This is a genomic window from Parasphingomonas frigoris, assembly GCF_036663815.1.
In the GTDB taxonomy this organism is placed as follows: Bacteria; Pseudomonadota; Alphaproteobacteria; order Sphingomonadales; family Sphingomonadaceae; genus Sphingomonas.
This window is the reverse complement of the sequence record NZ_JAXOJQ010000001.1, coordinates 246,759-270,233: the sequence shown is the minus strand read 5'-3', so window position 1 is coordinate 270,233 and position 23,475 is coordinate 246,759. Positions and strand designations below refer to the sequence as shown.

The following is a 23,475-nucleotide window of genomic DNA, read 5'->3' as shown; positions in this document are numbered from 1 at the left end:
AGATACTGCACTTCACATATTGGGATCCGCAACGACGGATCCCGGGTGATTTTCGGGGAGGATTTCATGACCTATCGTCGCGTCGCGCTCGCAGCCGTTCAAGTTTCCACGCTGGCCCTTATGGTGGCCGCGACCCCGTCCTGGGCGCAGCAGGCGAGCGACCCCCAAGCCACCCCGCCCGAAACCGCCGCCGCTCCGGCCGATGACGCGCAGGCCGCCGACATCGTCGTCACCGGCTTTCGCGCCTCGCTCAACACCGCGATCAACCAGAAGCGCCGCGAGACGGCTGCGGTCGACAGCATCGTCGCCGAGGACATCGGCAAGTTCCCGGACGCCAACCTCGCCGAATCGATGCAGCGCATTCCCGGCGTCGCGCTGGCGCGCGGCGATGGCGGCGAGGGTCGCAACATCTCGGTCCGCGGTCTCGGCGCCGCCTTCACGCGCGTCCGCATCAACGGCATGGAAGGCACCGCGCAGACCGGATCGTCGGACATTTACGGCGCCGGCAACAGCGGCCGCAGCTTCGACTTCAACGTCTTCCCGACCGAGATCTTCTCGGCGCTGGCCGTGCGCAAGACGCCGTCGGCCGATGTCGAGGAAGGCTCGCTCGGCGCCACGGTCGATCTCACCGCGCCCAAACCACTCGCCGGCAAGCGCGATTTCACGCTCAGCGCCACTGCCCGCGGCACCTACAGCGACCTGGCCAAGAAGGTGAATCCGCGTGCCTCCTTGCTCGTCGCCAAGAAGTTTGCCGACGGCACCTTCGGCGTGCTCGCTTCGGTCGCCTATCAGCAGCGTGACATTCGCGAAGTCGGCTATTCGGCGGTCGACATCCTGTCGTCCAACACCAATGGCGGCTTCTGCTCACCGGTCGGCGTCACGCCGGTCAACCCGGCGGTCGGCAGCAAGGGCGCGTCGGCGACCGAATGCTATCCCGGCGTACCGCGCACCAGCACCGCGGCGGCCTACAACACGATCGTCAACGCGCGCCGCGCCGACCTGCCCAACACGCCGGGCAGCGGCGCCTTCCTCCCGCGCATCCCGCGCTACCTGAACTCGACGCAGGAGCAGAAGCGGATCGGCGGCACGCTGACCTTCCAGTGGCAGCCCGACAGCGCCACCGACATCTCGCTCGACCTGCTCTACTCGCGCTTCGACGTCGTCCGTCGCGACAATTACATCGCCGGCCTGTCGTTCGGCCGCTCGGCGACCAACAACGGCCAGCCGGTCACGTCGGTCAAGGACGTCCAGCTGAGCCAGCAGGGCAGCCTCGTCTACGGCCTGTTCGACGGCGTCGACGTCCGCTCGGAAGGGCTGGTCGATCGCTTCGTCTCGACCTTCAAGCAGGCCAACCTCAACCTGAAGCACGACTTCACCGATCGCTTCGGCGTCACTGGCCTGTTCGGCATCAACGAAACGCGGTTCGACAACAAGCAGCGCTTCCAGTCGTTCATGGATGCGATCGACACGCCCAACTTCTCGGTCGATTATCGCAAGGGCAAGGACACGCCGCTGCTCGGCTTCGGCTTCAACGTCGCCGATCCCAACGCTTTCGCCTACGGGCCAGCGCTCGCCGACGGCACGGTGCGCGGCGGCTATAATTTCCAGGGCAAGCCGTCGGTCAACACCAACAACGGCACGACCGGCGAGCTCAATTTTCACTGGAAGGTCACCGACGAGCTGACGCTCAAGGCCGGCGGCCAGTATCGCCGCGCGGACTTCCGCGTGCGCAACCTCGTGCCCTACACCGCCGACACCGTAACGCGCGCCCTGCCCACCGGCACTACGCTCGCCAGCCTGACCACGCAGATCACCGGGGTCGATACGCTATGGGGCAACGGCGCGCCGGCAAGCTGGGCGGCGCTCGATCCCGACAAGCTGTTCTCGACCTTCAACCTCGACGCCGTGCGCTATTGCGGCATCGAGTGCGGCGCGCAGTCGAGCCGCGTGCTCGAAGAGGTGACGTCGGGCTATGCGATGGCGGCATTCGACCTCGGCCAGCAACTCGGCGGCATCGGCGTGCGCGGCGATGCCGGCGTACGCTACGTCCATACCGAGCAGAATTCGTCGGGCTATATCTCGGTCGCGCTGCCCTCCTCGCCGACCGGCGTGACCGGCAGCTTCAAGACCGCGACCAAGCGCTACACCGACTGGCTCCCGTCGGCGAACGTGGTGATCGAGCCGGTCCGCGACCTGCTGTTCCGCTTCTCGGGCGCCAAGGTGCTCGCACGGCCCGAGCTGGCGCAGCTGACCCCGACCAGCGGGATCACCGCGACGACGCGCGTCGGCAGCTTCCAGAACCCGCAGCTCGACCCGATCCGCGCAAACACGCTCGATGCCGCGGTCGAATGGTATTTCCGGCCGGGTGCCCTGCTGTCGGCGGCGTTCTTCTACAAGGACATCAAGTCCTATGTGCAGAGCGTCAACACGCAGGAAGCGTTCAATACGCTCGGCCTGCCCGCTGCCTTGCTCAACGGCACCAACACCGCACCGACCGAGATCTTCACGATCTCGCGGCCGACCAACACCCCGGGCGGCAAGCTCAAGGGGGTCGAGGCGAACGTGCAGTTGCCCTTCACCTTCCTCCCCGGTTTCCTCAAGAATTTCGGGGCGCTGGCGAACTACACGCACGTCACCTCGCGTATCCAATATATCCTCGCGAGCGTGAACGGCGTGCCGACCGTGACCACCACCGCCGATCTGGTCGGCCTGTCGAAGAACACCGCGTCGGGCACGCTCTATTATGAGGATCGCAAGTTCAGCATCCGCAGCACGGCCAACTGGCGCGACGGCTTCATCCGCGGCATCCCGGCGTCGCCCGGCAGCGACCTGCAGGGCAATTCGGAGACGTTGTTCGTCGACGCCTCGGCCTCGTACAACGTCAACGACAACATCAAGCTGATCGTCGAAGCCACCAACCTGACCGACGAGCAGAACCGGCTCTATACCGACAGCATCCGCCAGGACACGCTGTTCCAGACCCGCATCGGCCGCACGTTCACCCTCGGTGTGAACTTCAAGCTGTAGTCGGCGGAAGCGGTGGCGGAGCATCCGCGGTTCACAGCGGCGCGTCGCGTCGCGCGGGCGACCCGCGCCAGCGCGGCGTGACGCGACCGGTCGCCGCGCGCCGCGCTAGGATCGGCGTGCGGCATGGCTTGCTCCGGGCCATCGAGCCGCTGGCAAGCGCCGCCGCACTTCTGCTATGGAAGCGCATGTCCGCGCTTCTCCCCGCCCCCGCCCGTCCTCTTGGTCTTCCCGCATGAGCGAAAAATTGGCGACCGCGGATGGCGATGATGCCCGCAAGACCGGCACGCAAACGCTCGAACGCGGGCTGGAACTGCTCGAGCTAGCGGTCAACGAGTCGCTGACGCTCGCCGAACTGACGACCCGCTCGGGCCTGCCGCGCGGCGTCGCCTATCGCCTGGTCACCGCGCTTGCCGGACGCGAGTTTCTCGCACAATCGGGCAATGGCCGCTTCCGCGGCGGTCCCAGTCTGTTGCGGTTGAGCCACCGCGCCGGCGAGCAGACCGACATCGCCACGATCGCGCGCCCGCACCTCGACGCGCTGTCCGAGCGGACCGGGCTGAGCGCGTTTCTCGGCCGGCGCGACGGCGACTATTCGGTCCATCTGCTGCGCTCGCAGGGCAGTGAGCGGGTGGCCGTGACGACCCAGCCCGGCACGCGGCGGCTGTTGCCCGAGACCGGCATGGGCAAGGCGCTGATGCTCGACGACACGCCCGCCGAATGGGCGCGGCTGCAAGCGCTGATCGGTGCGGAACATCGCCCCGACGCGTTGCTGCCGGCGCTCGAAGCTGCGGCGGCGAGCGGCGTGGTGCTGCAGCGCGGGCCGCCGCCGGATTCGATCTGCTCGGTCGCCGCCCCGGTGCGTGATGCGACCGGTCGTATCGTCGCGGCGATCAACGTTGCCGCCGCCGCGCCCTATCTCGGCGACGCTCGCATGGCGGAGCTCGCGCCGTGGGTGCGGCAGACCGCTGCCGCAGTTGGCACCGTGCTGGGACATTCCGGCGCGCGGCGCAGCGGAGCAGGCGCTTAGCGGCTTGACCTGAGCGCGTTGGCGGCGCAGTCGGACCGATTTCTGAAACGGAGTTTCATATGTTCGACCGGACCTATTACGCGACGCATCCAGACATGATGGAGTGCGTCTCCAATGACGAGCTGCGCGACCGCTACCTGATCCAGGACCTGTTCCGCGCGGGCGAGTGCGTGCTCAACTACACCCACGCCGAGCGCTTCGTGATCGGCGGCGTCGCTGTCGCCACGGGATCGGTCAAGCTGCCCGACCAGACCGAGCCGGCCTCGGCGGCGGGTCATCCGTTCCTCGAGCGGCGCGAACTGGCGATCGTCAATGTCGGCAAGGCCGCGGGCACCGTCACCGTCGATGGCGAGGCGTTCACGCTCGGCAACAAGGACTGCCTGTACGTGACGATGGGCGCCAAGGACGTTCAATTCTCGGGCGACGGCGCGCGCTTCTATCTGGCGTCGTGCCCGGCGCACAAGGCGTTCGCGACCAAGCTGATCTCGACCAAGGACGCGACCGCGCTCGAACGCGGGACCCTCGCCGAATCGAACGAGCGGACGATCTTCCAGATGGTCATCCCCGGCATTTGCGACAGCGCGCAGCTGGTGATGGGCCTGACCGTGCTCAAGCCGGGCTCGGTGTGGAACACGATGCCGCCGCACATCCACGAGCGCCGCAGCGAGATCTATTTCTACTTCGAGCTCGACGATCTCGAGAAGGATCGCGTGTTCCATTACATGGGCGAAGGCGAAGCGACGCGCCACATCGTGATGGCGAACGAAGAAGCGGTGATCAGCCCGCCCTGGTCGATCCACATGGGCTCGGGGACCAAGGCCTATGCCTTCATCTGGGCGATGGCGGGCGAGAATCAGGATTATACCGACATGAACGTACTCGACATCTGCCAGCTGGCCTGACGCCGCGTGGCCGGGGAAACGGCACGCCCTTCCCCGGCCAGCGAACGATCGCTGCACCACCGCGTGGCAGCGTAACGGCGATCGGGGCGTTTACCGGCGATGCGTGATGCCGCCACACCGAACCTACCCGCCCCGCTTCCACCGGGTTTCTTCGAGCGCGACGTCGACACGGTCGCGCGCGCGCTGCTCGGCGTGCACCTGACGGTCGACGGTGTCGGCGGGACGATCGTCGAGACCGAGGCCTATGACGCGACCGACCCGGCATCGCACAGTTTTGCCGGCATGACGCCGCGCAATGCCCCGATGTTCGGGCCGCCGGGCCGGGCCTATGTCTACCGCAGCTATGGTCTGCACTGGTGCCTCAACCTGGTCTGCTGGCACACCCAGCCGGGCAGCGCGGTGCTGCTGCGCGCCATCGAGCCGCTCATCGGGTTGGCGATGATGGAGCAAAGGCGCGGGATCGGCGATCCGCGCCTGCTCTGCAGCGGTCCCGGGCGGCTCGCGCAGGCGCTCGGCATCGACGCGCGCTGCAACGGCCTCGCGCTCGATGCCGCGCCCTTCGCGCTGTCCCTGCCGGCAGAGCCGCCGGCGGTGGTCGTCGGCCAGCGGATCGGCATCACCAAGGCCACCGAGGCCCCGCGCCGCTTCGGCATCGCCGAATCGCGCTATCTCAGCCGCTCGATCCGCGGCTGATCGCGCCGACCGGCGCGTGGCGGGTGGCGTGGGCGGTGCGCGGGTGGCAAGATGATCGCGATGTCCCGCCGCTTATTCTCGCCCAGCCGCCGCATGAACCGCGCCCTCGCCGTCACTGCCGGCCTCCTGCTCGCCGGGTGCGCCCCCCGCCCCGACGACGGCCCGGTAGTGGTCAGCGCGATCGGCGGCGCGCCCGAGCTGCGCGATCCTGCGCGCGAGACGCTCGACACCCCCGCCCGCCTGATGCTCGATTCGACCGCGCAGGGCCTCGTACGTTTCGACGCGAGCGGACAGATCGAGCCCGGCATCGCCGAGCGCTGGAGCGTGATCGATCAGGGCACCAGCTACATCTTCCGGCTGCGCGAGAGCGAATGGACCGATGGCGAGCGCGTCACCGCGGCCGACGTCGTGCGGATCCTCCGCCGCCAGATCGCCGCCGGTTCGCGCAACCCGCTGCGGCCGTATCTCAGCGCGATCGACGAAATCGTCGAGATGACGCCCGAGGTGATCGAGATCCGCCTCAAGCGCCCGCGTCCCGACCTGCTCAAGCTGTTCGCCCAGCCCGAACTGGCGATCTTCCGACTGCGCCCGCCGGCGGGGAGTGGACCGTTCCGCATCACCGCGCAGCGCCGCCGGCAGGTGACGCTGCGGCCGGCCTTCGACCCGGCCCGCAGCCCCGACGACGACGTCGCCGAGCCGCCCGCCGCGGCCACCGTCCGGCTGATCGGCGAGCGCGCCGCGCGCGCGATCGTCCGCTTCGACCGGCGCGAATCCGACCTCGTCAGCGGCGGCACCTTCGCCGACTGGCCGCTCGTCCTGCTGACCCAGATCGCCCCGGTGAATCGCCGCTTCGATCCGACGGTGGGGATGTTCGGCCTCTCCGTCGCGACGCGCGACGGGGTGCTTTCCGATCCTGCCAATCGCGCCGCGATCGCGCGGACGATCGACCGTGCCGGCTTCGTTGCCGCGATCACGCCTGATTGGGAGCCGATGACGCAGTTGCTCCCCGAGCAATTCGATTCGGCCGCGCCGCCCGCGGTGCCGGCCTGGACACAACCGCTGGCCGACGGCGAACCGACTCCGCGCGACCGCATCGCGCGCTGGAACGCGCTAAACCCCGGTCCGATCACGCTGCGGATCGCGCTGCCCGACGGTCCGGGGGCGACCGTTCTGTACGGCTATGTCGGTGGTGCCCTGGCCTCCCTCGGCATCCAGCCCGTCCGCGTGGCCGCCGACGCGCCCGCCGACCTGCGGCTGATCGACGCGGTGGCGCCCTACGACAGCGGCCGCTGGTACGTCGCGACGGCTTGCCAGCCGTGCGGCGAGACGGCGACCAACGCGATCGAGGCGGCGCGCGAAGCCGCCTCGCCGCGGCTGCGATCGCAGCAGATCGCGCTGGCCGACGCGGCGCTGGCGAGCGATGTCGCCTTCATTCCGCTCGCCCGGCCGCTGCGCTGGTCGCTGGTCAGTCTGCGGCTCAAGGCGTGGACCGGGAACTCGCGTGCGTGGCACCCGTTGAATCACCTGCGCAACGACCCCAATTGAGATGACATGGCCAACACAACCAGAATGAGCTCCCCGCCGTTGGGCGAATTCGCTTCCAGCTACGCCGGGCGCGACCCCGCCGCCGTGCGCAAACGGATCGAGGCGATGGAGCGACTGCTCGAGGGTCTGTTCACGATTCCCGGCATCAATCGCAAGGTCGGCCTCGACGTGATCCTCGACGTCATCCCGATCGGCGGCGATGCGGTCGGCGCGGCGATGGGCGCTTGGATGGTATGGGAAGCGCGCAATCTCGGCATGACCAAGATGCAGATGGCGCGGATGTTCGGCAATGTCGGGGTCGATTTCCTCCTCGGGCTCGTGCCCGTGATCGGCATCGTGCCCGACATGCTGTTCCGCTCGAACTCGCGCAACCTGCGGATCATCAAGCGGCACCTCGACAAACATTATCCGGCGACGGCGATCATCCAGGGCGTGTGATGCGCGCATGGGGCTTCGGAATGGTGTGATCCGCTAATAGCCGTTCGGGCTGAGCTTGTCGAAGCCTGCCCTCAACACGCAGGTCGATTTCTGGTTGAGAGGCGCCCTTCGCCGGGCTCAGGGCGAACTAAGCGCGGGGCCCAGTCCTGGCGAACAGGCCCCCGGTTCAGCGCCGCCCCCGCCAGACCTTCACGCTAGCGTTCGCGTCCAGCCCGCCCGAATTCGCCTCGCAGCGCCTATAGGCCAAGCTTTTGTCGAGGCACATCCACAGCTCGTCGAGCCAGCCCTTCTTGTTGGCAGTCACCCGCACCGCGTCTGCCGGAACGCCCGGATTGGCCTTGGCAAACGCCGCGGCCAGTTGTCCCGCAGTGAGCGGGCGGCGCGACAGCGCGGTCATGTCGGGATAGCCGAGCTTGGCATAAAGCCCGGTCGATCGCGCGAAATAGGCCTGCGGCGTCGTCCCCATGCAGGTGCCATGCTTGGCCCACTCGTGCTGCAGCAGTTGCGGCGACGGGGTGGCGCAGACATGCTGCCGGATCAGCGCTTCGGGCAGCAGCGCCGTGGAGGTGCAATATTGCGGCCACTCCTTGCCGACCCCGTCCGGCCACAGGCCATGCAGCGTGAAACCGAAGCGATTGCCGCTCTGGCACTGGAATTGCGCCGCGGCATCGCGCAGCTTGCCATGACAATATTCGGGCGCCCAGGTCAGCGCGAGCGTGTAGCTGCCGATCGGCAACACGCGCTGCGGCTGGCTTGCCGAGGCGAGATCGGGATGCGGGCGCGGAACGGCGGCAGGAACGCTGCATCGTAGCGCCTGTGCCCCCGCCACGCCCGGCAGGCCGAGCACCACCGCAGCGACCAGGAGGCGCCCCCGGATCACGCCGCAACCTCACCGAACCAGGCCTTGGTGTCGGGCTTGAACAGCTGCCACACGGCAAGACCGTTGAGCACCAGCGCGGCGACCCCCAACACAGCGCCGAACCCCGTCGGGACGGTACCCGAGGACAGTCCCAGCAGGAACATGAGCAGATTGTAGCCGAACAGCACCGTGACGATCCACTTGGTCACCGCCGAGCGCTGCCGTGCGGTGAAATACCACAGCACCAGCGAGACCGCGATCACCAGCACCGCGCCGATCCCCAGCGCTGCCGGAATGAAGGACGATCCGAGCTGCGCCGCCGCGGGGTTGGATTCCATTTGCACCGACATCTTGGCGATCAGCCCCGGCCACTGCACCGCCATGTTGAGCAGGCTGACCGCAAGGCTCCCCAGATAACAGCGTTCGAACCAGACGATCGAGATCGGACGTTGCATGATTCGTTCCCCCTTTTAAGCTCTTAGCCGCCAGACTAGCGCGGATTGAGCCGCGCGCAACGCCGTGTCACGCCGGCGTGAAATCGAGCCCGACATCCGCGGCAGGCGCCGATTGGGTCAGCCGCCCGACACTCACGAAGGTCACCCCGGTCTCGCCGATCGCGCGGATCGTGTCGAGCCGCACCCCGCCCGAAGCCTCGGTCGGCACGCGCCCGCCGACCAGCGTCACCGCCCCGCGTAGCGTCGCCGGATCCATATTGTCGAGCAGCAGGTGCGTCGCCCCCGCCGCCAGCGCCGGCTCGATCTGATCGACCGAATCGACCTCGACGATGATCCGCGCGATCCCCGCCGCCTTGGCGCGCGCGACCGCCGCGGTGATTCCGCCCGCGACCGCGACATGATTGTCCTTGATCATCGCCGCGTCCCACAACCCCATGCGGTGGTTGGTCGCGCCGCCCATCCGCGTGGCATATTTCTCGAGCGCGCGCAGGCCGGGGATCGTCTTGCGCGTATCGAGCAGCGTCGCGCCGGTGCCGCGCAGTTGCGCGACATAAGCCTGCGTCATCGTCGCGATCCCCGACAGGTGCTGCACGGTGTTGAGCGCCGCGCGCTCCGCGGTCAGCATCGCGCGTGCCAGCCCGTTCAGCCGCAACAATTCGGTGCCAGCGGCAACGCTCTGACCATCCTCGACCAGGCGCTCGATCCGCACCGCGGGGTCGAGCGCGCGGAAGAAGGCTTCGGCGATCGGCAGGCCCGCCACGACGATCGCGTCGCGGCTGTCCATCACGCCACTGAAGAGCGCATCGGCGGGGATCACCGCGGCCGACGTTATGTCGCCCCCCGGCCCGAGATCCTCGGCCAGCGTCGCCGCGACGAATGCGTCGAGGTCGAAGCGATCAAGCGCGAATGCCATCCTGTCCTCCACAAAATCTCGCGCTGCCCCTGCCACAGGCGACCGGGCGAAGAACAGCAATAAGGTCGACGCCGGGCAGGATTTCGGCGCTGACCCGGCGCACCGGCGATCAGCCAGGGCGCCGACGACCGGACTCGTTGAAATCGCAGCACAATAACAAGGATCACTATCCTCATCGCATACATTTGATCTGATCGCAGAAACCGATCTGTGCTAGCGCACGCCCCTCGCCGGAACGCTAGATGACCCTAGGCGAATGAGAGATGCGGTGCTCCCGCCCTGGCGGAGACGTAATGCGCGAAGATCCTGTTTTAGAAGTCATTATTGCCCGGCTTGAAACCCGGGCAACCCTGTCCGATGAAGACCGCCAGGCAATCCGCGCGCTGCCCTATGTGCAGCGGGAGGTCGAACCTTCGTCCTATCTGGTCCGGGAGGGCGCGCATCAGACGCGCTGTGCCTTCATCCTCTCGGGGTTCTGCTATCGCCAGAAACTCACCAGCGAGGGATCGCGCCAGATCATCTCGATCGAGATCCCGGGCGATTTCGTCGACCTGCAGCAGCTTTTCCTCGAGGAATCGGATCACAACGTCCAGGCACTGACCCGCGCCTCGATCGCCGAGATCGATTCGGCGGCCTTGCGGACACTCGCGCTGACGCGGCCGGCCGTCGGCACGGCGTTGTGGATGGAGACGCTGATCGGCGCCTCGATCTTCCGCGAGTGGATCGTCAATGTCGGTCGGCGTGACGCGCATTGCCGCGTCGGGCATCTGCTTTGCGAATTTGCAATGCGGCTCGACACCGCCAACGACACCAGTGGCCGTCGCTACGACTTGCCGATGACGCAGGAACAGCTCGGCGACGCCGTCGGCCTCACCCCGGTGCACGTCAACCGCGTGCTGCGCTCGCTGACGCAGCGTGGCCTGATCTCGCGCGACCGGCGGCAGGTCGCGATCCTCGACTGGGACGCGTTGCGCGACGTGAGCGACTTCAACCCGCGGTACCTGCATCTCGCCAAGGGCTGACGGTCCGGCAGCGCGCGCGATCAGCCGGGATCAGCGCGCTGGCCAGGCTCGATCGTGCCGGCAATGTGGAAGGTCAGCAGCCGCACGCCGCTGCCATCCTCGACCTGGACGTCGAACATCACATCGGTCTTGCCCTCCCGCAGGTCCGTCGTGAGAATTTCTCCAGCCGCGTCCGATGCCTGGTCGCGCGCGCTCTCGATCGAGGCGAGCTCCAACCCGACCTCGTCGCGGACGTAGGAGGACTGGTTCAGGATATGAAAATAATATCGTGCCATGCCGTCATGATGGCAGAAACGCCCTCATCCCGAAATAATATGGATTATGCATCCGTGATGCGCAGCGGGCCAAGGTCGCCCATGCCGACGGTACCACTTGCCATCGCCAACATCGCGTCGAGGCTCTTCTTTGCGCGCAGACGAAGCCCCTCCTCGATTTCGACGCGCGGCGTGAGATCGCGCAGCGCGAGGTAGAGTTTCTCCATCGTGTTGAGCGCCATGTACGGGCAGATATTGCAGTTACAATTGCCGTCGGCACCGGGCGCGCCGATGAAAGTCTTGAGCGGCGCCGCCTTCTGCATCTGGTGGATGATGTGCGGCTCGGTCGCGACGATCAGCGTGTCGCCGGGCATCGTATCGGCGAAGGCGAGGATCCCGCTGGTCGAGCCGACATAATCGGCATGGTCGAGGATATAGGGCGGGCATTCGGGGTGCGCGGCGATCGGCGCCCCGGGATATTGCAGCTGGAGCTTGAGCAGTTCGGTCTCGCTGAACGCCTCGTGGACGATGCACACGCCCGGCCACAGCAGCATCTCGCGCCCCGTCTTGCGCGCGAGATAGCCGCCGAGATTCTTGTCGGGGCCGAAGATGATCTTCTGGTCGAGCGGAATCTGGCTGAGGATCTTCTCGGCCGACGAGCTCGTCACGATGACGTCGCTGAGCGCCTTCACCTCGGTCGAGCAGTTGATGTAAGTCAGGGCGATGTGATCGGGGTGTGCCGCGCGGAACGCCGCAAACTTGTCGGGCGGGCAGCTGTCCTCGAGGCTGCAGCCGGCATCCATGTCAGGCAGCACGACGATCTTGTCGGGGCTGAGGATCTTGGCGGTCTCGGCCATGAAGCGCACGCCGCAGAAAGCGATGACGTCGGCGTCGGTCGCCGCGGCCTTCTTCGACAGGTCGAGGCTGTCGCCGACGAAGTCCGCGAGATCCTGGATCTCGGGCTTCTGATAATAATGCGCGAGGATGACGGCGTTGCGCTCGGTCCGCAGCCGGTCGATCTCGGCCCGGAGATCCAGGCCGGTCAGGCTTCCGCCAATCCCGTTGCGCGCGTCCATAGTCAGTTCCTCGTCGTGGAGGCTGTCAGATGGACGCGCGCGCGTGCCGGATCAAGGCATTACCGGCGGCGGCGGGAAGGCATAGCCGGCAACCGCCGCGCCCGGCGTGCCGGCGACGACCATCGCGTAGAGCGACGCGCCAAGCGCGCTGAAGGTGATCAGTTCAACCAGCAGCGTCGAGCCGACGATCGCCCCGGTGCCCCACCACCAGGCCGGATGCACCTTTCCCGACCGGCGGATGTCGGCAACGATGCCGATCAGCGGGAACACCATCACCGCCAGGAAATCGACCTCATAGGCATAAGGCGCCAGCAACGGCATCGGCAACAACCGCCCCAGTGCCGGTCCCAACAGCAGCGCCATGCCGGAATAGTGCAGCCGCCGATGCCACTGCGTTGCGCGCCGCAGCACGATCGCCGCCGCGGTCAGCCCCGCGAAGGTGAACAGAAGCAGCGGATCGAAGACGAGGAACTGGACTGGCAGGAAAAAGAACGGCGCATGCCCGAGCTGCACCAGCCGGATCGTGACAAGCGTGCCGAGCACGACCATCGCGACCACCCAACCCGCCGCGATCCAACCGAGCCGCCGATGCAACGCGGTCGCTCCGCGCGCGACCAACATGTTCTGTGTGACATAAAGCACCACCCAGCCCATGAAGACCAGCGCATGGGCATGGACGATCGGCGGCGCGGCAAAGCTCGACCGCCCCATCGCAAGCGCGAACGAAAAGCCGGTGAAGACGACCAGCGCCATCACATAGGCCATGACAAGAAAGAAACGATCGTCACCTCGCGCGATCGTCTGCGGCGCCGCGATAGTTGCCATGCCCATCCCCCGATGAAAACGACTCGTCGGGGCGTCGGTAGCACAATCTGGCCAACAACACACGGCATCCGCCGCTGAAATCAGGTCCGCTATTGCGCGCTACGATCAGGATCGATTGGCGAGCACTTCGGCGATCGACTTGGTCGTGTCCCACACTTCGCTCGTGTCGCGCGCTTCGTCGGCGAAGCGGACCTTGACGGTCGCGTCGAGCCCAGCGGCCTGCAACGGCAGCGCGAAACTGCGCTCGACCGCGCGGCGCGTCGCATCGCGAGCGAGGCGCATCGGCACCGGCTCATGCGCCTGGCGGACCAATTCAGCCTGTCCCGCGGCGCGGTTGGCGGTCTCGAGCTTGGCGTCGGCGTCGGTCAGCGCCGAGAGCAGCCCGCCCGCGCCATATTCGCGGATCTGCGTCAGGTCGATCTGCGGTGCCGAGGCCTGCACCGGTGGCAGCACGACGCCGAGCGTGCGCGTCTTGGCGTCCCACGTCACGTCTCGCGCGGTCAGCTTGGCCATGTCGACATGATAGTCGACCAGCCCCGGCATGATCAGCGTCTTCTTCGCCTGCAGCCCATATTGCGACTGGGTCGAGGTCGACACCGCGACGAAGCGCGCGGCGAAGGCCGACAGCCGATTCTGCTCGCGCAGACCCTGGAGCGATCCGCTGGCGATCGTCACCGGGTCGGGCCCGGCGAGCTTGTGCTCGACCATCGCCCCGATCCCCCACACCAGCCCCAGGACGAACAGGGCGATCAGCGCCAGCGCGGCGGCGAATTTGGCGACGAAGCTCATGCGGGCACGCTCCAACTGTCTCCGGCTGCGGTAACGAGATCGCGCCCGCGCAGATCGATCAGATGCGCCAGCACCGAGCGTTCGGCGGCGGGGAACAGCCGCGGATCGATCCCGACATACATCCGCGCCACCATCTCGGGGATCGTCGCCGGCGCAGCCCGCAGCGCGCGCAGGATCTGCCCCTCGCGCTGCTTGCGGTGGCCGAGCATGCCGCGGACGAGCCGCTGCGGGTTCTCGATCGGGTCGCCATGCGCAGGGTAATAGATCCGCTCTTCGCGACCGAGCAGCTTGTCGAGGCTCGCCATATAGGCGGTCATGTTGCCGTCGGGCGGCGAGACGATGCTGGTCGACCAGCCCATCACATGATCGCCGCTGAACAGCGCCCGGCTTTCCGGCAAAGCGAAGGCGAGGTGGTTCGAGGTGTGGCCCGGCGTGGCGATCGCGGTGAGCGTCCACCCCTCGCCTTCGACGCTGTCGCCCTCGGCGAGCACGCGGTCGGGCGCATAGTCGCGATCGAACGACGCATCGGCGCGGATGCCGGCATCGTCGATCGCGAGCGGTGCGCAGCCGACGATCGGCGCGCCGGTCGCTGCGGCCAGCGGGCGCGATCCGGGGCTGTGGTCGCGGTGGGTGTGGGTGATGACGATCGCCCGCACCCGCCGCCCGGCGATCGCCTGGACGATCGCGTCGATATGCGCGGGATCGTCGGGCCCGGGATCGATCACCGCGAGATCGGTCGTGCCGACGAGATGCACCTGCGTGCCGGTATGCGTGAAGGGCGACGGATTGGGCGCGAGCAGGCGGGCGACGAGAGGCTCGAGCTGCTCGGGCACGCCGGGAAGTTGCTCGCTCATATCGCCGAGATGGCGGGTCGCGCCGGCGAAGGCAAGGGCGCGACCCGTCGGAGCTTACTGTCCGCCATTACCGCCAGGTCTTATTGGGCGTGCGCGAGATCCGCTTCGAGCTCGGCGATCGCGGTATCGATCCCGGCGAGCGCTTCCTTGCGCTGCGCTGCGGTCATCGCCGCTGACGCCATGACGTGCGCACGCGAGCGGTGGAGCCCGTCGAGCGCATGGCTGTACGCGTTGCGCTCCATGTCCTTGCTGTTCGCGGCCATCGCGGCGCCCTTGGCAGCGGCGGCGGCGATGCGATCGGTGCAGATGATGATGCGCTTCTGGCCGGCGCGCTGCTCCTTGATTACCATCGTTCCGTCCTTGCCGCGCGGACCGCAACTCCGCGAGGAGACTTGCGGCATCGGCGGGACCGGCGGCATCGCGGGCATCGACTCCATCGCTGGCATCGCGGGGATCGCCGGCATCGCCCCGATCTCCCCGACCAGCGTCGAGCTGCCGTCGCGGTTGAGCTTCACGTAGCGGCCGTAGCGGACGATGCGCTTGCCGTCCTTGGTCACCGTGACCATCGTCGTCGTCATGCCAGAGCCGGATTTGCCAGTCGCGCGCACCGGCGGTGCAGGCGGCTCGGGCGGAACGGCATCGGCGACGGCCGACGGCGGCAGTGGCGGCTCGGGCGCGGGCGGCAAGCCCGGGCCGGGCATGTCCGACGCCACAACATGCTGGCGCATCGGGGGCGCCGGGCGTGGCGCAGCGGGGATAGCGGGCGCCGCAGGTACGGCGGCAGGCGCCGGCGGGGCCGCAACCGCCTGGTCGAGGCTCGCGAGATCGACCCCGGTCGCTGCCTCAACGGTGCTGCGCATCTTGGCGGCGGCAGCGGTGCCCGAGGCGGTGAGGCCAAGTCCGCCCGCGGTGAGCAGCGCGAGCATCCCAGCCCCTGCCATCAGCCGGGTGCGCGACGTCCTGGTCGTGGTCAACATCTTCAGTCTCCCTTTCAGATCGTCGATCGTGTGCAAATGGCAGGTCGCCGACACCGTGCCGCCGAGGAAGCTCGGATGCGCCGCCTTGAGGATCGCGCAGGCATAGGTGTGGCGGCGCATCGGGTTCATGCCAGCGAGCACGCGCGCATCGTTGGCGATTTCCTGGTCGGCGCGAAACGCGCGGAAGGCACGCCAGGCGATCGGATTGAACCAGTGCAGCCCGAGCACGATCAAGGCGACCCAATTGGCGATCAGATCGCCGCGCGCATGATGGCCAAGCTCGTGCGCCAGCGCGAGATCGCGCTCCTCGGCCTCGAAGCGCTCGGCGAAATCGCGCGGGAAAGCGACGTAGCGACGCCAGATGCCGAAGGCGAGCGGGCCGCTGGCCGCGCCGGTCTCGATCACCTGGATGCCGCCATGCTCCTCGCTCGACGCCGCCTGATCGAGCATGCGCCGACAGAAGCGGTGATGAACGAGCGTGTGCCAGGCGACGAACAGCCCTGCCCCCGCGATCCACAGTCCCGCCAGCGCCGGCACCAGCCACGCCTGCGCCGGAACGCCGGCGATCGTGGCCGCCGCGGCGGCGCCGGCGTCGGTCGGCGCGACGAACAGCACGGTCATCTGCTCGGTTGCGCGCAGCATCGGCGCGACGGTGGCTTCGCGCCAGGCGGCGGGCAGCGGCGGCAGCGCGAGCCGCAGCACCGGCAGCAGCCACAGCGCATAGGCGACGTCCGCGCCGAACGCCTTGCGCACCGGGCGGCGCAGCAGCAGCACGATGACCATCAACACGGTCGAGGCGACCAGCGTCTCGACCAGCCAGCTCGGCGAAATCCAGTCGGTCATGCCTTCAGCTCCTTGAGCAGCGCTTCGATCTCGGCAATGTCCTGCGCGGTCAGCGCATCGCGGTCGGCGAGGTGGGCGACCAGCGGGCTGAGCTTGCCACCGAACAGCCGGTCCATCAACTTGCGTGATTCGCCCGCGACATAGTCCTCGCGCTTCACGAGCGGACGATACAGATAGCGCCGTCCATCCTGTTCGTGCGCGATGATGCTCTTGGCGAGCAACCGGCCCAGCAGCGTCTTGACGGTGTTGGCACTCCAGTCGCGCGTATCGGGGATTCGCTCGGCCACGTCTTGCGCGGTCAGCGGGCTTTCGTCCCACAACACTTCCATCACTGCATGTTCGGCATCGCTGATGCGTTCGGCCACGAGTCGCTCTCCGTAATGACTACGGATGTAATCGTATCGTTTACGCCTGTAGTCAAGTGCTCACTTGCCCGCCCCGGCAGGAGGAATAGGCTGCCCGAAAAAACAGGAGCGGAGCGATGACTTTCACCACCCTGGCGACCGGCCTGCGCTTTCCCGAAGGCCCGGTGGCGATGCCCGACGGCAGCGTCATCCTGGTCGAGATCGAAGCCGGCCGCATCACGCGCGTCCATCCCGACGGCACCAAGACGACGGTGGCCGAACCCGGCGGCGGCCCCAACGGCCTGGCGATCGGGCCCGACGGCAAGCTCTATTGCTGCAACAATGGCGGCTTCCACTATGTCGAGACGCCGAGCGGCCTGCTCGTGCCGCACGGCCAGCCCGCCGATTATTCGGGCGGACGGATCGAGCGGATCGACATCGAAACGGGCGAAGTCGAGGTGCTCTACAAGGACGGCGACTTCCACTGCAGCCTGCGCGGCCCCAACGACATCGTGTTCGACGATGCCGGCGGCTTCTGGTTCACTGATCACGGCAAGACGCGTGAGCGCGAGCGCGACGTGACCGGCATCTTTTATTCGCACGCCGATGGCCGCCACCTCGCCGAGGTGATCTTCCCCAGCGAGAACCCCAACGGCATCGGCCTGTCGCCCGACGGCAAGCGGCTCTACGCCGCCGAGACCTATACCTGCCGGCTGATGGCGTTCGACATCACCGCGCCGGGCGAAGTCGATCTCACCGCGGGCCTCGGCGGCCCCGGCATCCCGCTCTACCGCCCCGCCGGCTACAAATTCTTCGATTCGCTCGGCGTCGAGGAATGCGGCAACATCTGCGTCGCGACGATCGGCGAGAGCGGCATTTCGGTGATCTCTCCTGCCGGCGAGCTGGTCGATTTCGTGCCGACCCCCGACCCGTTCACCACCAACATCTGCTGGGGCGGCCCCGACATGCGCACCGCCTACATCACGCTGTCGGGCACCGGGCAGCTCGTCAGCATGGAATGGCCGCGGCCAGGGTTGCGGCTCGCTTACGGATAGCTGCGCCGTTTCGGATCGATCTGTCCCCGGAAGGCCTTCCCGTTTGTCCCTCGGGATCAGGCGGATGTAGCGACCTTCTGGTTTTCCGTGTACACCCTTCGACAGCGTTGCAGCCTGACTTCGGGCTACGCGGATTCGGGGGCGGATCATGAAGAAGCTGGCATCGGTGTGGGCCGTCATCGTCATGGCGGCATGTCTGGGCGCCTGTTCGATACCCCGCCCCGTCGCGCGCGCCGGGTGCGACTTCGCTGCGACCCCGATCCGGATCTCCGAGACAGACTCCCAGCCGATGCTGCTCGCGCCGCGCCCGGGCGCCGGACCCGAGGTTGCGCCGGGAAGCTTCGCCGAGGTCATGCGCGCCGCGGCCGAACGCCGCCCGACGCTGCCGATACTAGAAGCGAGTCCCGGCCCCGCCCCCGGCCCCGATCAGTATCTCATCCTCAGCGGCGGCAGCCAGCATGGCGCATTCGGTGCGGGCTTTTTCTACGGCATGGCGAAACGCAGCGGCATCCCGACCTACAAGATCGTCACCGGAGTCAGCACCGGCGCGCTGCAGAGCACCTTCCTGTTCCTCGCCAACCAGCCGACCGGCGGCGGCAGCTATGCGTGGGTCGACGGGCCGATGGCTGGCGTCGTCACGCCGGGCCAGAGCAATCCCGGCGATCTCGTGCTCGCTTATTCGATCGCCGCCGAGCGCGACCTGCTCAAGCCGACCGGCGGCGGCGGGCTGCTCGCCGCGCTGCGCCACGGCTCGACCGACACGTTTGCGCCGTTGCGCGCCCGGCTCGAGGCGGCGATCACGCCGAAGCTGCTGGGCGAGGTCGCAGCGCAATATGATGCCGGGCGATCTTTGTTCATCGGTGTCGGCGATGTCGATGACGGGGTCGGCTATGCGATCGACATGACCCGGCTGGCGCACCGCGTGCTGTCGCCGGGCGCCGACATCACCCGGATCCAGGGCTGCTACATCGATGCGTTGCTGGCTTCGTCGTCGGTGCCGCCGGGCGTGCCGCCGGTGTCGCTGCACCTCGCCGGCAAGGATCCGGCCGCGCCCGACATGTTCGTCGATGGCGGCACGCGCGATGGCGTCTTCGTCCAGGAAGCGCTGTCGGGTCTCGCTGCGCGCGCCACAGGCACGAAGGTCACGGTGATCGTCAACGGCGTGCTCTATCAGGGGCCGTGGCTCGAAAAGGGCGAACGCGTCCAGAAATGGTCGGCGCTGACGCTCGCCTTGCGCGCGGTCGATATGCTCGAGAATCAGGTCTACCGCTTCTCGGTCGCGCGCGCCGAAGCGTTCGGCATCGCCAATGGCGGGCTGTTGATGGCCTATATCAGCACCGAGGGCCTGGCGAACGGCGCGCCACCGCCGCGCGAGCATCTGTTCCGCGGCAAGACCTGCGACGCGTGGAGCCAGCTGGACAGCGCGGCCGGCGCCAAGCAGTTCCACCCCAATTATATGTCCTGCCTGATCACCTACGGCGAAGCGCGCGGCGGCGGCGGTGCGGGCGGCGTGTGGAACCGCGACATCGCGCGGGCGCTGACGGTCGCCGCGCCGTAACGGTGGATCCGCGGTCCTGATCTCGGACGGGGGCGTTGACCGCTTTTCGCGGGGATGCTTAAGCACCGCACGCCCCGGGGCATTCGGAGACCGTCATGAACAAGCTATTCCCAACCGCCGCCGCCGCGCTCGATGGGCTGCTCCATGATGGCATGACGATCTGTGCCGGCGGGTTCGGCCTGTGCGGCATCCCCGAGCGGCTGATCGACGCGATTCGCGACGCGGGCACGAAGGATCTGACGATCGCCAGCAACAATGCCGGGATCGACGGCGAAGGCCTCGGCAAGCTGCTCCGCACGCGCCAGGTCAAGAAGATGATCAGCTCGTACGTCGGCGAGAATAAGGAATTCGAGCGGCAGTATCTGAGCGGTGAGCTCGAGGTCGAATTCTGCCCGCAAGGCACGCTCGCCGAGCGCTGCCGCGCTGGTGGTGCTGGCATTCCCGGCTTCTACACCAAGACCGGCGTCGGCACGCTCGTCGCCGAGGGCAAGGAAGTGAAGGTGTTCGAGGGAGAGGAATTTATCCTCGAGCGCGGCATCCGCGCCGATCTGTCGATCATCAAGGGCTGGAAGGCCGACGAGAGCGGCAACCTCATCTTCCGCAAGACCGCGCGCAACTTCAACGCGCCGATGGCCACCGCGGGCAAGATCTGCGTCGCCGAGGTCGAGGAGATCGTGCCCGTCGGCAGCCTCGATCCCGACTGCATCCATCTGCCGGGAATCTATGTGAAGCGGATGATCATCGGCAGCCCGTACGACAAGCGCATCGAATTCCGCACTGTGCGCGAGGCGGCGTGAGCCACGCGTCTTCCGCTCTCCTTCTTGCCCCCCTCCCGCTCGCGGGAGGGGCTGGGGGAGGGCCTGTCGCGAACGTCGCCCAAGCTTCCAGGCCATTCCCTCCCCTAACCCCTCCCGCAAGCGGGAGGGGGATAGCGGCAGCGCTCGCTTTGATGCTGTCCGCGTGTACGACCGTGCCGCAGGCACCCGTCGCGCCCGTGTCAGCCGCCCCCACCATCCCCCCCGGCATGCAGTTCCTCTACGGCTCGGGCGAAGCCGCAGCGCTCGACCACCAGGCCTACAACGTCCTGGTCGACGCCGTCCGCCGCCGCATCGCGAGCGAAAAAGCCGATCCCAAGGCGATGACCGACCGCACCTCGGCGGTCCTCCAGCCCGGCACCATGCTCGACCAGCCCGCCACCATCCCCTGCGGCGACCGCCCCCGCGCGGTCGTATTCGACGTCGACGAGACGCTGCTGCTCAATCTCGGCTTCGAATATGACGACGCGCTGCACCCCGGGCGCCCGTACGACGCAGCGCTGTGGCAGCAATGGGAGCAAGCCGGCGTCGACCGCGTCGAGGCCGTCCCCGGCGCGATCGCCGCGGTCAACGAGCTCCGCGCGATGGGCGTGACGGTCGTCTTCAACACCAATCGCTCGACCGCGACCGCCGCCTTCACCGAACAGGCAATCGCGCATGCCGGCCTCGGCACCGCCAAACACGGCGAGACGCTGTGGCTCAAGGGCGACCTCGGCAGCGGCTCGGGCAAGGACACCCGCCGCCAGGCGATCGCCGCGCGCTATTGCGTCGTCGCGATGGGCGGCGACCAGCTCGGCGACTTTTCCGACCTGTTCACCGGCACGCCGCAGCAGCGCCGCGCGGTGGCCTCGTCGCCCGCCATCCACGGCATGTGGGGCCGCTTCTGGTTCGTCCTGCCCAACCCCGTTTACGGCACCGCGCTGAAAGGGGAGATCGACGACGTCTTCCCCGCCGACAAGCGCTGGACGCCCACTGCATCTGGAGAGAAATAGAATGGCCTGGACTCGTGACGAAATGGCAGCCCGCGCCGCGCGCGAATTGCAGGACGGCTTCTACGTCAACCTCGGCATCGGCATCCCGACGCTCGTCGCCAACCATATCCCCGAGGGCGTCACCGTCACGCTCCAGTCCGAAAACGGCATGCTCGGCATCGGCCCCTTCCCGCTCGCGGGCGAGGAAGACGCCGACCTCATCAACGCCGGCAAGCAGACGATCAGCGAGCTGCCGCAGTCGGCCTATTTCGGCTCGGACCAGAGCTTCGCGATGATCCGCGGCGGGCATATCGACCTGACCGTGCTCGGCGCGATGGAAGTCGCCGAGAATGGCGACATCGCCAACTGGATGATCCCGGGCAAGATGATCAAGGGCATGGGCGGCGCGATGGATCTCGTCGCAGGCGTCAAGAAGATCATCGTCGTGATGGAGCACAGCTCGAAGAATGGCGACCCCAAGTTCATCCCGGCGTGCACGCTGCCGCTGACCGGCAAGAACGTCGTCGACATCATCATCACCGATCTCGCGGTGTTCCAGCGGCCCGACCATCAGTCGCCGTTCAAGCTGATCGAGATGGCGCCGGGGGTGACCGCCGAGGAAATCGCGACTAAAACGACGGCGCACTATTTGGATTGATCGCAATGCCTTACACCCTGATCACCGCGAACCGGAACTATTCGAGCTGGTCGCTGCGACCCTGGGTGTTGATGCGTGCGCTCGGCATTGCGTTCGAGGACCGGATCGAACCGTTCGCTGAGGCCGACAATTACGCGGCGTTCCGCGCCTTCTCGCCAAGCGGGCAAGTCCCCGTGCTGCTCGATGGCGAGCGCACGGTGTGGGATTCGCTCGGCATCGTGCTGTATCTCGCCGAACGCCACGCCGGCGTCTGGCCGGCGGACCAAGCGGCACGCGCCTGGGCGCAGTGCGCCACCGCCGAGATGCACAGCGGCTTCGGCGCGGTGCGGAATGCCTATTTGATGAACGTCGGCGTCCGCGTGACGCCGCCGCCCCCCTCCCCGCCGCTGGCACGCCAGATCGAGCGGCTGGGCGAGCTGTGGGCCGAGGGGCTGTCGCGCTTCAGCGGCCCGTGGCTCGCGGGCGCCGATTTCACCGCGGTCGACGCCTTCTACGCGCCGGTTGCATATCGCGTGCGGACCTACGGCCTCGACGTCGGCACGGCGGGCGACGAATGGGTCGCGCGCATGCTCGAGCATCCCGCGATGCGCGAATGGGAAAGCGCCGCGCTCGCCGAAAGCTGGCGCGAGGCCGAGCATGAGGCCGAACTCGCCGCCGCCGGAAGCCTCACCGCAGACTATCGCGCATGATCCGCTGGGCGCTGGCGGGAATCGCGCTGCTGGTCGTCCTCGCGGGTGGATTGATCTACGCACTGGTCTCGCCGCCCGGCCAGCTCAGCTTGCTCGACGCTGCGATGGGCGGTGGCTCGGGCGTCGAACGGCCCGGCACCGCGATCGCGTTCGGCAGCGAAGGCCAGACGCTCGACGTGTGGCGCCCCGCCGGACCGGTGACCAAGCGCCCGGTGCTGATCTTCTGGTATGGCGGCGGCTGGGTATCGGGCACGCGCCAGGGCTATGCCTTCGCCGCGCGTGCCTTTGCGCGCAATGGCTTCGTCGTCGTGGTGCCCGATTACCGCAAGGTGCCGCAGATCCGCTTCCCCGCGATGCTCCAGGACGGCGCGCAGGCGGTCAAATGGACGCGCGACCACATCGCCGAATTTGGCGGCGACCCTAGCCGGATCGGCGTCGCGGGCCATTCGGCAGGCGCGTACACCGTCGCGATGCTGACGCTCGACCCGCGCTGGCTCGCGGCCGAGCAGGTCGACCCTAAGATCATCAAGGCCGCGATCGGGCTGTCGGGCCCCTACGACTTCTACCCGTTCGACAAGAAGCGCTCGATCGATGCGATGCGGGGCGCGAAGGATCCGCTGATGACCCAGCCGATCCACTTCGCGCGCGGGGACGCCGCGCCGATGCTGCTCGTTACCTCGACCGAGGACACCGAAGTCCGCCCGCGTAATGCGATCCATCTGACCGCGGCGCTGAAGGCGCACGGTGGCGCAGTAGAATTCCGCAACTATCCCGGCATCACGCACGAGAACGTTGCAATGGCGTTGTCGGCACCGTTCCGGGGGAAAGGCCCGGTGCTCGCCGACAGCGTCGCCTTCCTCCGCGCGCATCTCGGGAAGCCATAAAG

At 67.6% G+C, this 23,475-nt stretch carries 25 protein-coding genes; 14 read left to right on the top strand and 11 right to left on the bottom strand.

The genetic code is table 11. From position 1 onward, the window contains the following. The first annotated feature begins 66 nt into the window (after positions 1 to 66). Positions 67 to 3,027, top strand: coding sequence for a TonB-dependent receptor (locus tag U1872_RS01245; RefSeq protein ID WP_332791060.1), 2,961 nt, complete (start codon positions 67 to 69; stop codon positions 3,025 to 3,027). A gap of 31 nt (positions 3,028 to 3,058) precedes the next feature. Here the strand turns inward: U1872_RS01245 and U1872_RS01240 are convergent, their stop codons facing one another. Further along, positions 3,059 to 3,214 (bottom strand): hypothetical protein, encoded by a 156-nt coding sequence (locus U1872_RS01240; RefSeq protein WP_332791059.1) that lies wholly within the window; start codon positions 3,212 to 3,214, stop codon positions 3,059 to 3,061. Between the two features lie 45 nt (positions 3,215 to 3,259). On the opposite strand from U1872_RS01240, the gene U1872_RS01235 reads away from it, so the two are divergent. The 5 genes from U1872_RS01235 (at position 3,260) to U1872_RS01215 (ending at position 7,632) form a co-directional block, all read left to right on the top strand. Continuing rightward, positions 3,260 to 4,054, top strand: coding sequence for an IclR family transcriptional regulator (locus U1872_RS01235; RefSeq protein ID WP_332791058.1), 795 nt, complete (start codon positions 3,260 to 3,262; stop codon positions 4,052 to 4,054). Between the two features lie 59 nt (positions 4,055 to 4,113). Continuing rightward, entirely contained in the window at positions 4,114 to 4,956 is an 843-nt protein-coding gene (gene kduI, locus U1872_RS01230; RefSeq protein ID WP_332791057.1) for a 5-dehydro-4-deoxy-D-glucuronate isomerase, read from the top strand. Between the two features lie 99 nt (positions 4,957 to 5,055). After that, on the top strand, positions 5,056 to 5,649 hold the full coding sequence (locus U1872_RS01225; protein WP_332791056.1) for a DNA-3-methyladenine glycosylase: 594 nt from the start codon (positions 5,056 to 5,058) through the stop codon (positions 5,647 to 5,649). 60 nt (positions 5,650 to 5,709) lie between these two features. After that, a complete protein-coding gene (locus U1872_RS01220; protein ID WP_332791055.1) occupies positions 5,710 to 7,194 on the top strand; it encodes an ABC transporter substrate-binding protein in 1,485 nt (494 codons plus the stop codon). 24 nt (positions 7,195 to 7,218) lie between these two features. Beyond that, on the top strand, positions 7,219 to 7,632 hold the full coding sequence (locus tag U1872_RS01215; RefSeq protein ID WP_332791054.1) for a DUF4112 domain-containing protein: 414 nt from the start codon (positions 7,219 to 7,221) through the stop codon (positions 7,630 to 7,632). Between the two features lie 166 nt (positions 7,633 to 7,798). Here the strand turns inward: U1872_RS01215 and U1872_RS01210 are convergent, their stop codons facing one another. From U1872_RS01210 to nadC, 3 genes are all read right to left on the bottom strand, one after another. Beyond that, a complete protein-coding gene (locus tag U1872_RS01210) occupies positions 7,799 to 8,509 on the bottom strand; it encodes a ribonuclease T2 family protein (RefSeq protein ID WP_332791799.1) in 711 nt (236 codons plus the stop codon). After that, positions 8,509 to 8,946, bottom strand: coding sequence for a hypothetical protein (locus U1872_RS01205; protein ID WP_332791053.1), 438 nt, complete (start codon positions 8,944 to 8,946; stop codon positions 8,509 to 8,511). The genes U1872_RS01210 and U1872_RS01205 overlap by 1 nt, the downstream gene beginning before the upstream one ends. 67 nt (positions 8,947 to 9,013) lie before the next feature. Then, positions 9,014 to 9,859, bottom strand: a complete 846-nt coding sequence (nadC, locus tag U1872_RS01200) for a carboxylating nicotinate-nucleotide diphosphorylase (protein WP_332791052.1) — start codon at positions 9,857 to 9,859, stop codon at positions 9,014 to 9,016. A gap of 293 nt (positions 9,860 to 10,152) precedes the next feature. On the opposite strand from nadC, the gene U1872_RS01195 reads away from it, so the two are divergent. Further along, complete coding sequence (locus tag U1872_RS01195) at positions 10,153 to 10,881, top strand: Crp/Fnr family transcriptional regulator (protein WP_332791051.1); 729 nt, start codon at positions 10,153 to 10,155, stop codon at positions 10,879 to 10,881. 20 nt (positions 10,882 to 10,901) lie between these two features. Here the strand turns inward: U1872_RS01195 and U1872_RS01190 are convergent, their stop codons facing one another. The 7 genes from U1872_RS01190 to U1872_RS01160 form a co-directional block, all read right to left on the bottom strand. After that, entirely contained in the window at positions 10,902 to 11,156 is a 255-nt protein-coding gene (locus U1872_RS01190; RefSeq protein WP_332791050.1) for a DUF6894 family protein, read from the bottom strand. Between the two features lie 44 nt (positions 11,157 to 11,200). Next, positions 11,201 to 12,211, bottom strand: a complete 1,011-nt coding sequence (nadA, locus tag U1872_RS01185; protein WP_332791049.1) for a quinolinate synthase NadA — start codon at positions 12,209 to 12,211, stop codon at positions 11,201 to 11,203. A 51-nt stretch (positions 12,212 to 12,262) separates the two neighbouring features. Beyond that, positions 12,263 to 13,036: a hypothetical protein gene (locus U1872_RS01180; protein WP_332791048.1), complete on the bottom strand. Its 774-nt coding sequence runs from the start codon at positions 13,034 to 13,036 to the stop codon at positions 12,263 to 12,265. A 105-nt stretch (positions 13,037 to 13,141) separates the two neighbouring features. Then, positions 13,142 to 13,825 (bottom strand): DUF4230 domain-containing protein, encoded by a 684-nt coding sequence (locus U1872_RS01175; protein WP_332791047.1) that lies wholly within the window; start codon positions 13,823 to 13,825, stop codon positions 13,142 to 13,144. Then, positions 13,822 to 14,679 carry an MBL fold metallo-hydrolase gene (locus U1872_RS01170; protein WP_332791046.1) on the bottom strand — a complete coding sequence of 286 codons (858 nt, stop codon included), beginning with the start codon at positions 14,677 to 14,679 and terminating at the stop codon, positions 13,822 to 13,824. The genes U1872_RS01175 and U1872_RS01170 overlap by 4 nt, the downstream gene beginning before the upstream one ends. Positions 14,680 to 14,759: 80 nt before the next feature. Then, positions 14,760 to 16,499 carry a M56 family metallopeptidase gene (locus tag U1872_RS01165; RefSeq protein WP_332791045.1) on the bottom strand — a complete coding sequence of 580 codons (1,740 nt, stop codon included), beginning with the start codon at positions 16,497 to 16,499 and terminating at the stop codon, positions 14,760 to 14,762. Next, a complete protein-coding gene (locus U1872_RS01160) occupies positions 16,496 to 16,864 on the bottom strand; it encodes a BlaI/MecI/CopY family transcriptional regulator (protein WP_332791044.1) in 369 nt (122 codons plus the stop codon). Before U1872_RS01160 ends, U1872_RS01165 begins: the two co-directional genes overlap by 4 nt. 116 nt (positions 16,865 to 16,980) lie before the next feature. Here U1872_RS01160 and U1872_RS01155 point away from each other — a divergent pair, with 116 nt between their 5' ends. The 7 genes from U1872_RS01155 (at position 16,981) to U1872_RS01125 (ending at position 23,473) form a co-directional block, all read left to right on the top strand. Next, positions 16,981 to 17,898: an SMP-30/gluconolactonase/LRE family protein gene (locus U1872_RS01155; RefSeq protein WP_332791043.1), complete on the top strand. Its 918-nt coding sequence runs from the start codon at positions 16,981 to 16,983 to the stop codon at positions 17,896 to 17,898. 148 nt (positions 17,899 to 18,046) lie between these two features. Continuing rightward, positions 18,047 to 19,456 carry a patatin-like phospholipase family protein gene (locus U1872_RS01150; protein ID WP_332791042.1) on the top strand — a complete coding sequence of 470 codons (1,410 nt, stop codon included), beginning with the start codon at positions 18,047 to 18,049 and terminating at the stop codon, positions 19,454 to 19,456. A gap of 95 nt (positions 19,457 to 19,551) precedes the next feature. Then, on the top strand, positions 19,552 to 20,253 hold the full coding sequence (locus U1872_RS01145; RefSeq protein ID WP_332791041.1) for a CoA transferase subunit A: 702 nt from the start codon (positions 19,552 to 19,554) through the stop codon (positions 20,251 to 20,253). A 152-nt stretch (positions 20,254 to 20,405) separates the two neighbouring features. Then, positions 20,406 to 21,263 (top strand): HAD family acid phosphatase, encoded by an 858-nt coding sequence (locus U1872_RS01140; protein WP_332791040.1) that lies wholly within the window; start codon positions 20,406 to 20,408, stop codon positions 21,261 to 21,263. Position 21,264: 1 nt separating this feature from the next. Beyond that, on the top strand, positions 21,265 to 21,900 hold the full coding sequence (locus tag U1872_RS01135) for a 3-oxoacid CoA-transferase subunit B (RefSeq protein ID WP_332791039.1): 636 nt from the start codon (positions 21,265 to 21,267) through the stop codon (positions 21,898 to 21,900). A gap of 5 nt (positions 21,901 to 21,905) precedes the next feature. Then, entirely contained in the window at positions 21,906 to 22,589 is a 684-nt protein-coding gene (locus U1872_RS01130) for a glutathione S-transferase family protein (RefSeq protein WP_332791038.1), read from the top strand. Next, positions 22,586 to 23,473: an alpha/beta hydrolase gene (locus U1872_RS01125; RefSeq protein ID WP_332791037.1), complete on the top strand. Its 888-nt coding sequence runs from the start codon at positions 22,586 to 22,588 to the stop codon at positions 23,471 to 23,473. Before U1872_RS01130 ends, U1872_RS01125 begins: the two co-directional genes overlap by 4 nt. The last annotated feature ends 2 nt before the right edge of the window (positions 23,474 to 23,475 follow it).

Excerpts from the sequence above, each read along its gene's own strand:
- U1872_RS01195 (WP_332791051.1), top strand. The coding sequence starts at position 10,153 with ATGCGCGAAGATCCTGTTTTAGAAGTCATTATTGCCCGGCTTGAAACC.
- nadA (WP_332791049.1), bottom strand. The coding sequence starts at position 12,211 with ATGGACGCGCGCAACGGGATTGGCGGAAGCCTGACCGGCCTGGATCTC.
- U1872_RS01145 (WP_332791041.1), top strand. The coding sequence starts at position 19,552 with ATGAACAAGCTATTCCCAACCGCCGCCGCCGCGCTCGATGGGCTGCTC.
- U1872_RS01155 (WP_332791043.1), top strand. The coding sequence starts at position 16,981 with ATGACTTTCACCACCCTGGCGACCGGCCTGCGCTTTCCCGAAGGCCCG.
- U1872_RS01130 (WP_332791038.1), top strand. The coding sequence starts at position 21,906 with ATGCCTTACACCCTGATCACCGCGAACCGGAACTATTCGAGCTGGTCG.
- U1872_RS01190 (WP_332791050.1), bottom strand. The coding sequence starts at position 11,156 with ATGGCACGATATTATTTTCATATCCTGAACCAGTCCTCCTACGTCCGC.
- U1872_RS01215 (WP_332791054.1), top strand. The coding sequence starts at position 7,219 with ATGAGCTCCCCGCCGTTGGGCGAATTCGCTTCCAGCTACGCCGGGCGC.
- U1872_RS01140 (WP_332791040.1), top strand. The coding sequence starts at position 20,406 with ATGCTGTCCGCGTGTACGACCGTGCCGCAGGCACCCGTCGCGCCCGTG.
- U1872_RS01180 (WP_332791048.1), bottom strand. The coding sequence starts at position 13,036 with ATGGCAACTATCGCGGCGCCGCAGACGATCGCGCGAGGTGACGATCGT.
- U1872_RS01150 (WP_332791042.1), top strand. The coding sequence starts at position 18,047 with ATGAAGAAGCTGGCATCGGTGTGGGCCGTCATCGTCATGGCGGCATGT.
- U1872_RS01205 (WP_332791053.1), bottom strand. The coding sequence starts at position 8,946 with ATGCAACGTCCGATCTCGATCGTCTGGTTCGAACGCTGTTATCTGGGG.
- U1872_RS01245 (WP_332791060.1), top strand. The coding sequence starts at position 67 with ATGACCTATCGTCGCGTCGCGCTCGCAGCCGTTCAAGTTTCCACGCTG.
- U1872_RS01165 (WP_332791045.1), bottom strand. The coding sequence starts at position 16,499 with ATGACCGACTGGATTTCGCCGAGCTGGCTGGTCGAGACGCTGGTCGCC.
- U1872_RS01220 (WP_332791055.1), top strand. The coding sequence starts at position 5,710 with ATGTCCCGCCGCTTATTCTCGCCCAGCCGCCGCATGAACCGCGCCCTC.
- U1872_RS01225 (WP_332791056.1), top strand. The coding sequence starts at position 5,056 with ATGCGTGATGCCGCCACACCGAACCTACCCGCCCCGCTTCCACCGGGT.
- nadC (WP_332791052.1), bottom strand. The coding sequence starts at position 9,859 with ATGGCATTCGCGCTTGATCGCTTCGACCTCGACGCATTCGTCGCGGCG.
- U1872_RS01240 (WP_332791059.1), bottom strand. The coding sequence starts at position 3,214 with ATGCGCTTCCATAGCAGAAGTGCGGCGGCGCTTGCCAGCGGCTCGATG.
- U1872_RS01170 (WP_332791046.1), bottom strand. The coding sequence starts at position 14,679 with ATGAGCGAGCAACTTCCCGGCGTGCCCGAGCAGCTCGAGCCTCTCGTC.
- U1872_RS01135 (WP_332791039.1), top strand. The coding sequence starts at position 21,265 with ATGGCCTGGACTCGTGACGAAATGGCAGCCCGCGCCGCGCGCGAATTG.
- U1872_RS01175 (WP_332791047.1), bottom strand. The coding sequence starts at position 13,825 with ATGAGCTTCGTCGCCAAATTCGCCGCCGCGCTGGCGCTGATCGCCCTG.
- U1872_RS01125 (WP_332791037.1), top strand. The coding sequence starts at position 22,586 with ATGATCCGCTGGGCGCTGGCGGGAATCGCGCTGCTGGTCGTCCTCGCG.
- U1872_RS01235 (WP_332791058.1), top strand. The coding sequence starts at position 3,260 with ATGAGCGAAAAATTGGCGACCGCGGATGGCGATGATGCCCGCAAGACC.
- kduI (WP_332791057.1), top strand. The coding sequence starts at position 4,114 with ATGTTCGACCGGACCTATTACGCGACGCATCCAGACATGATGGAGTGC.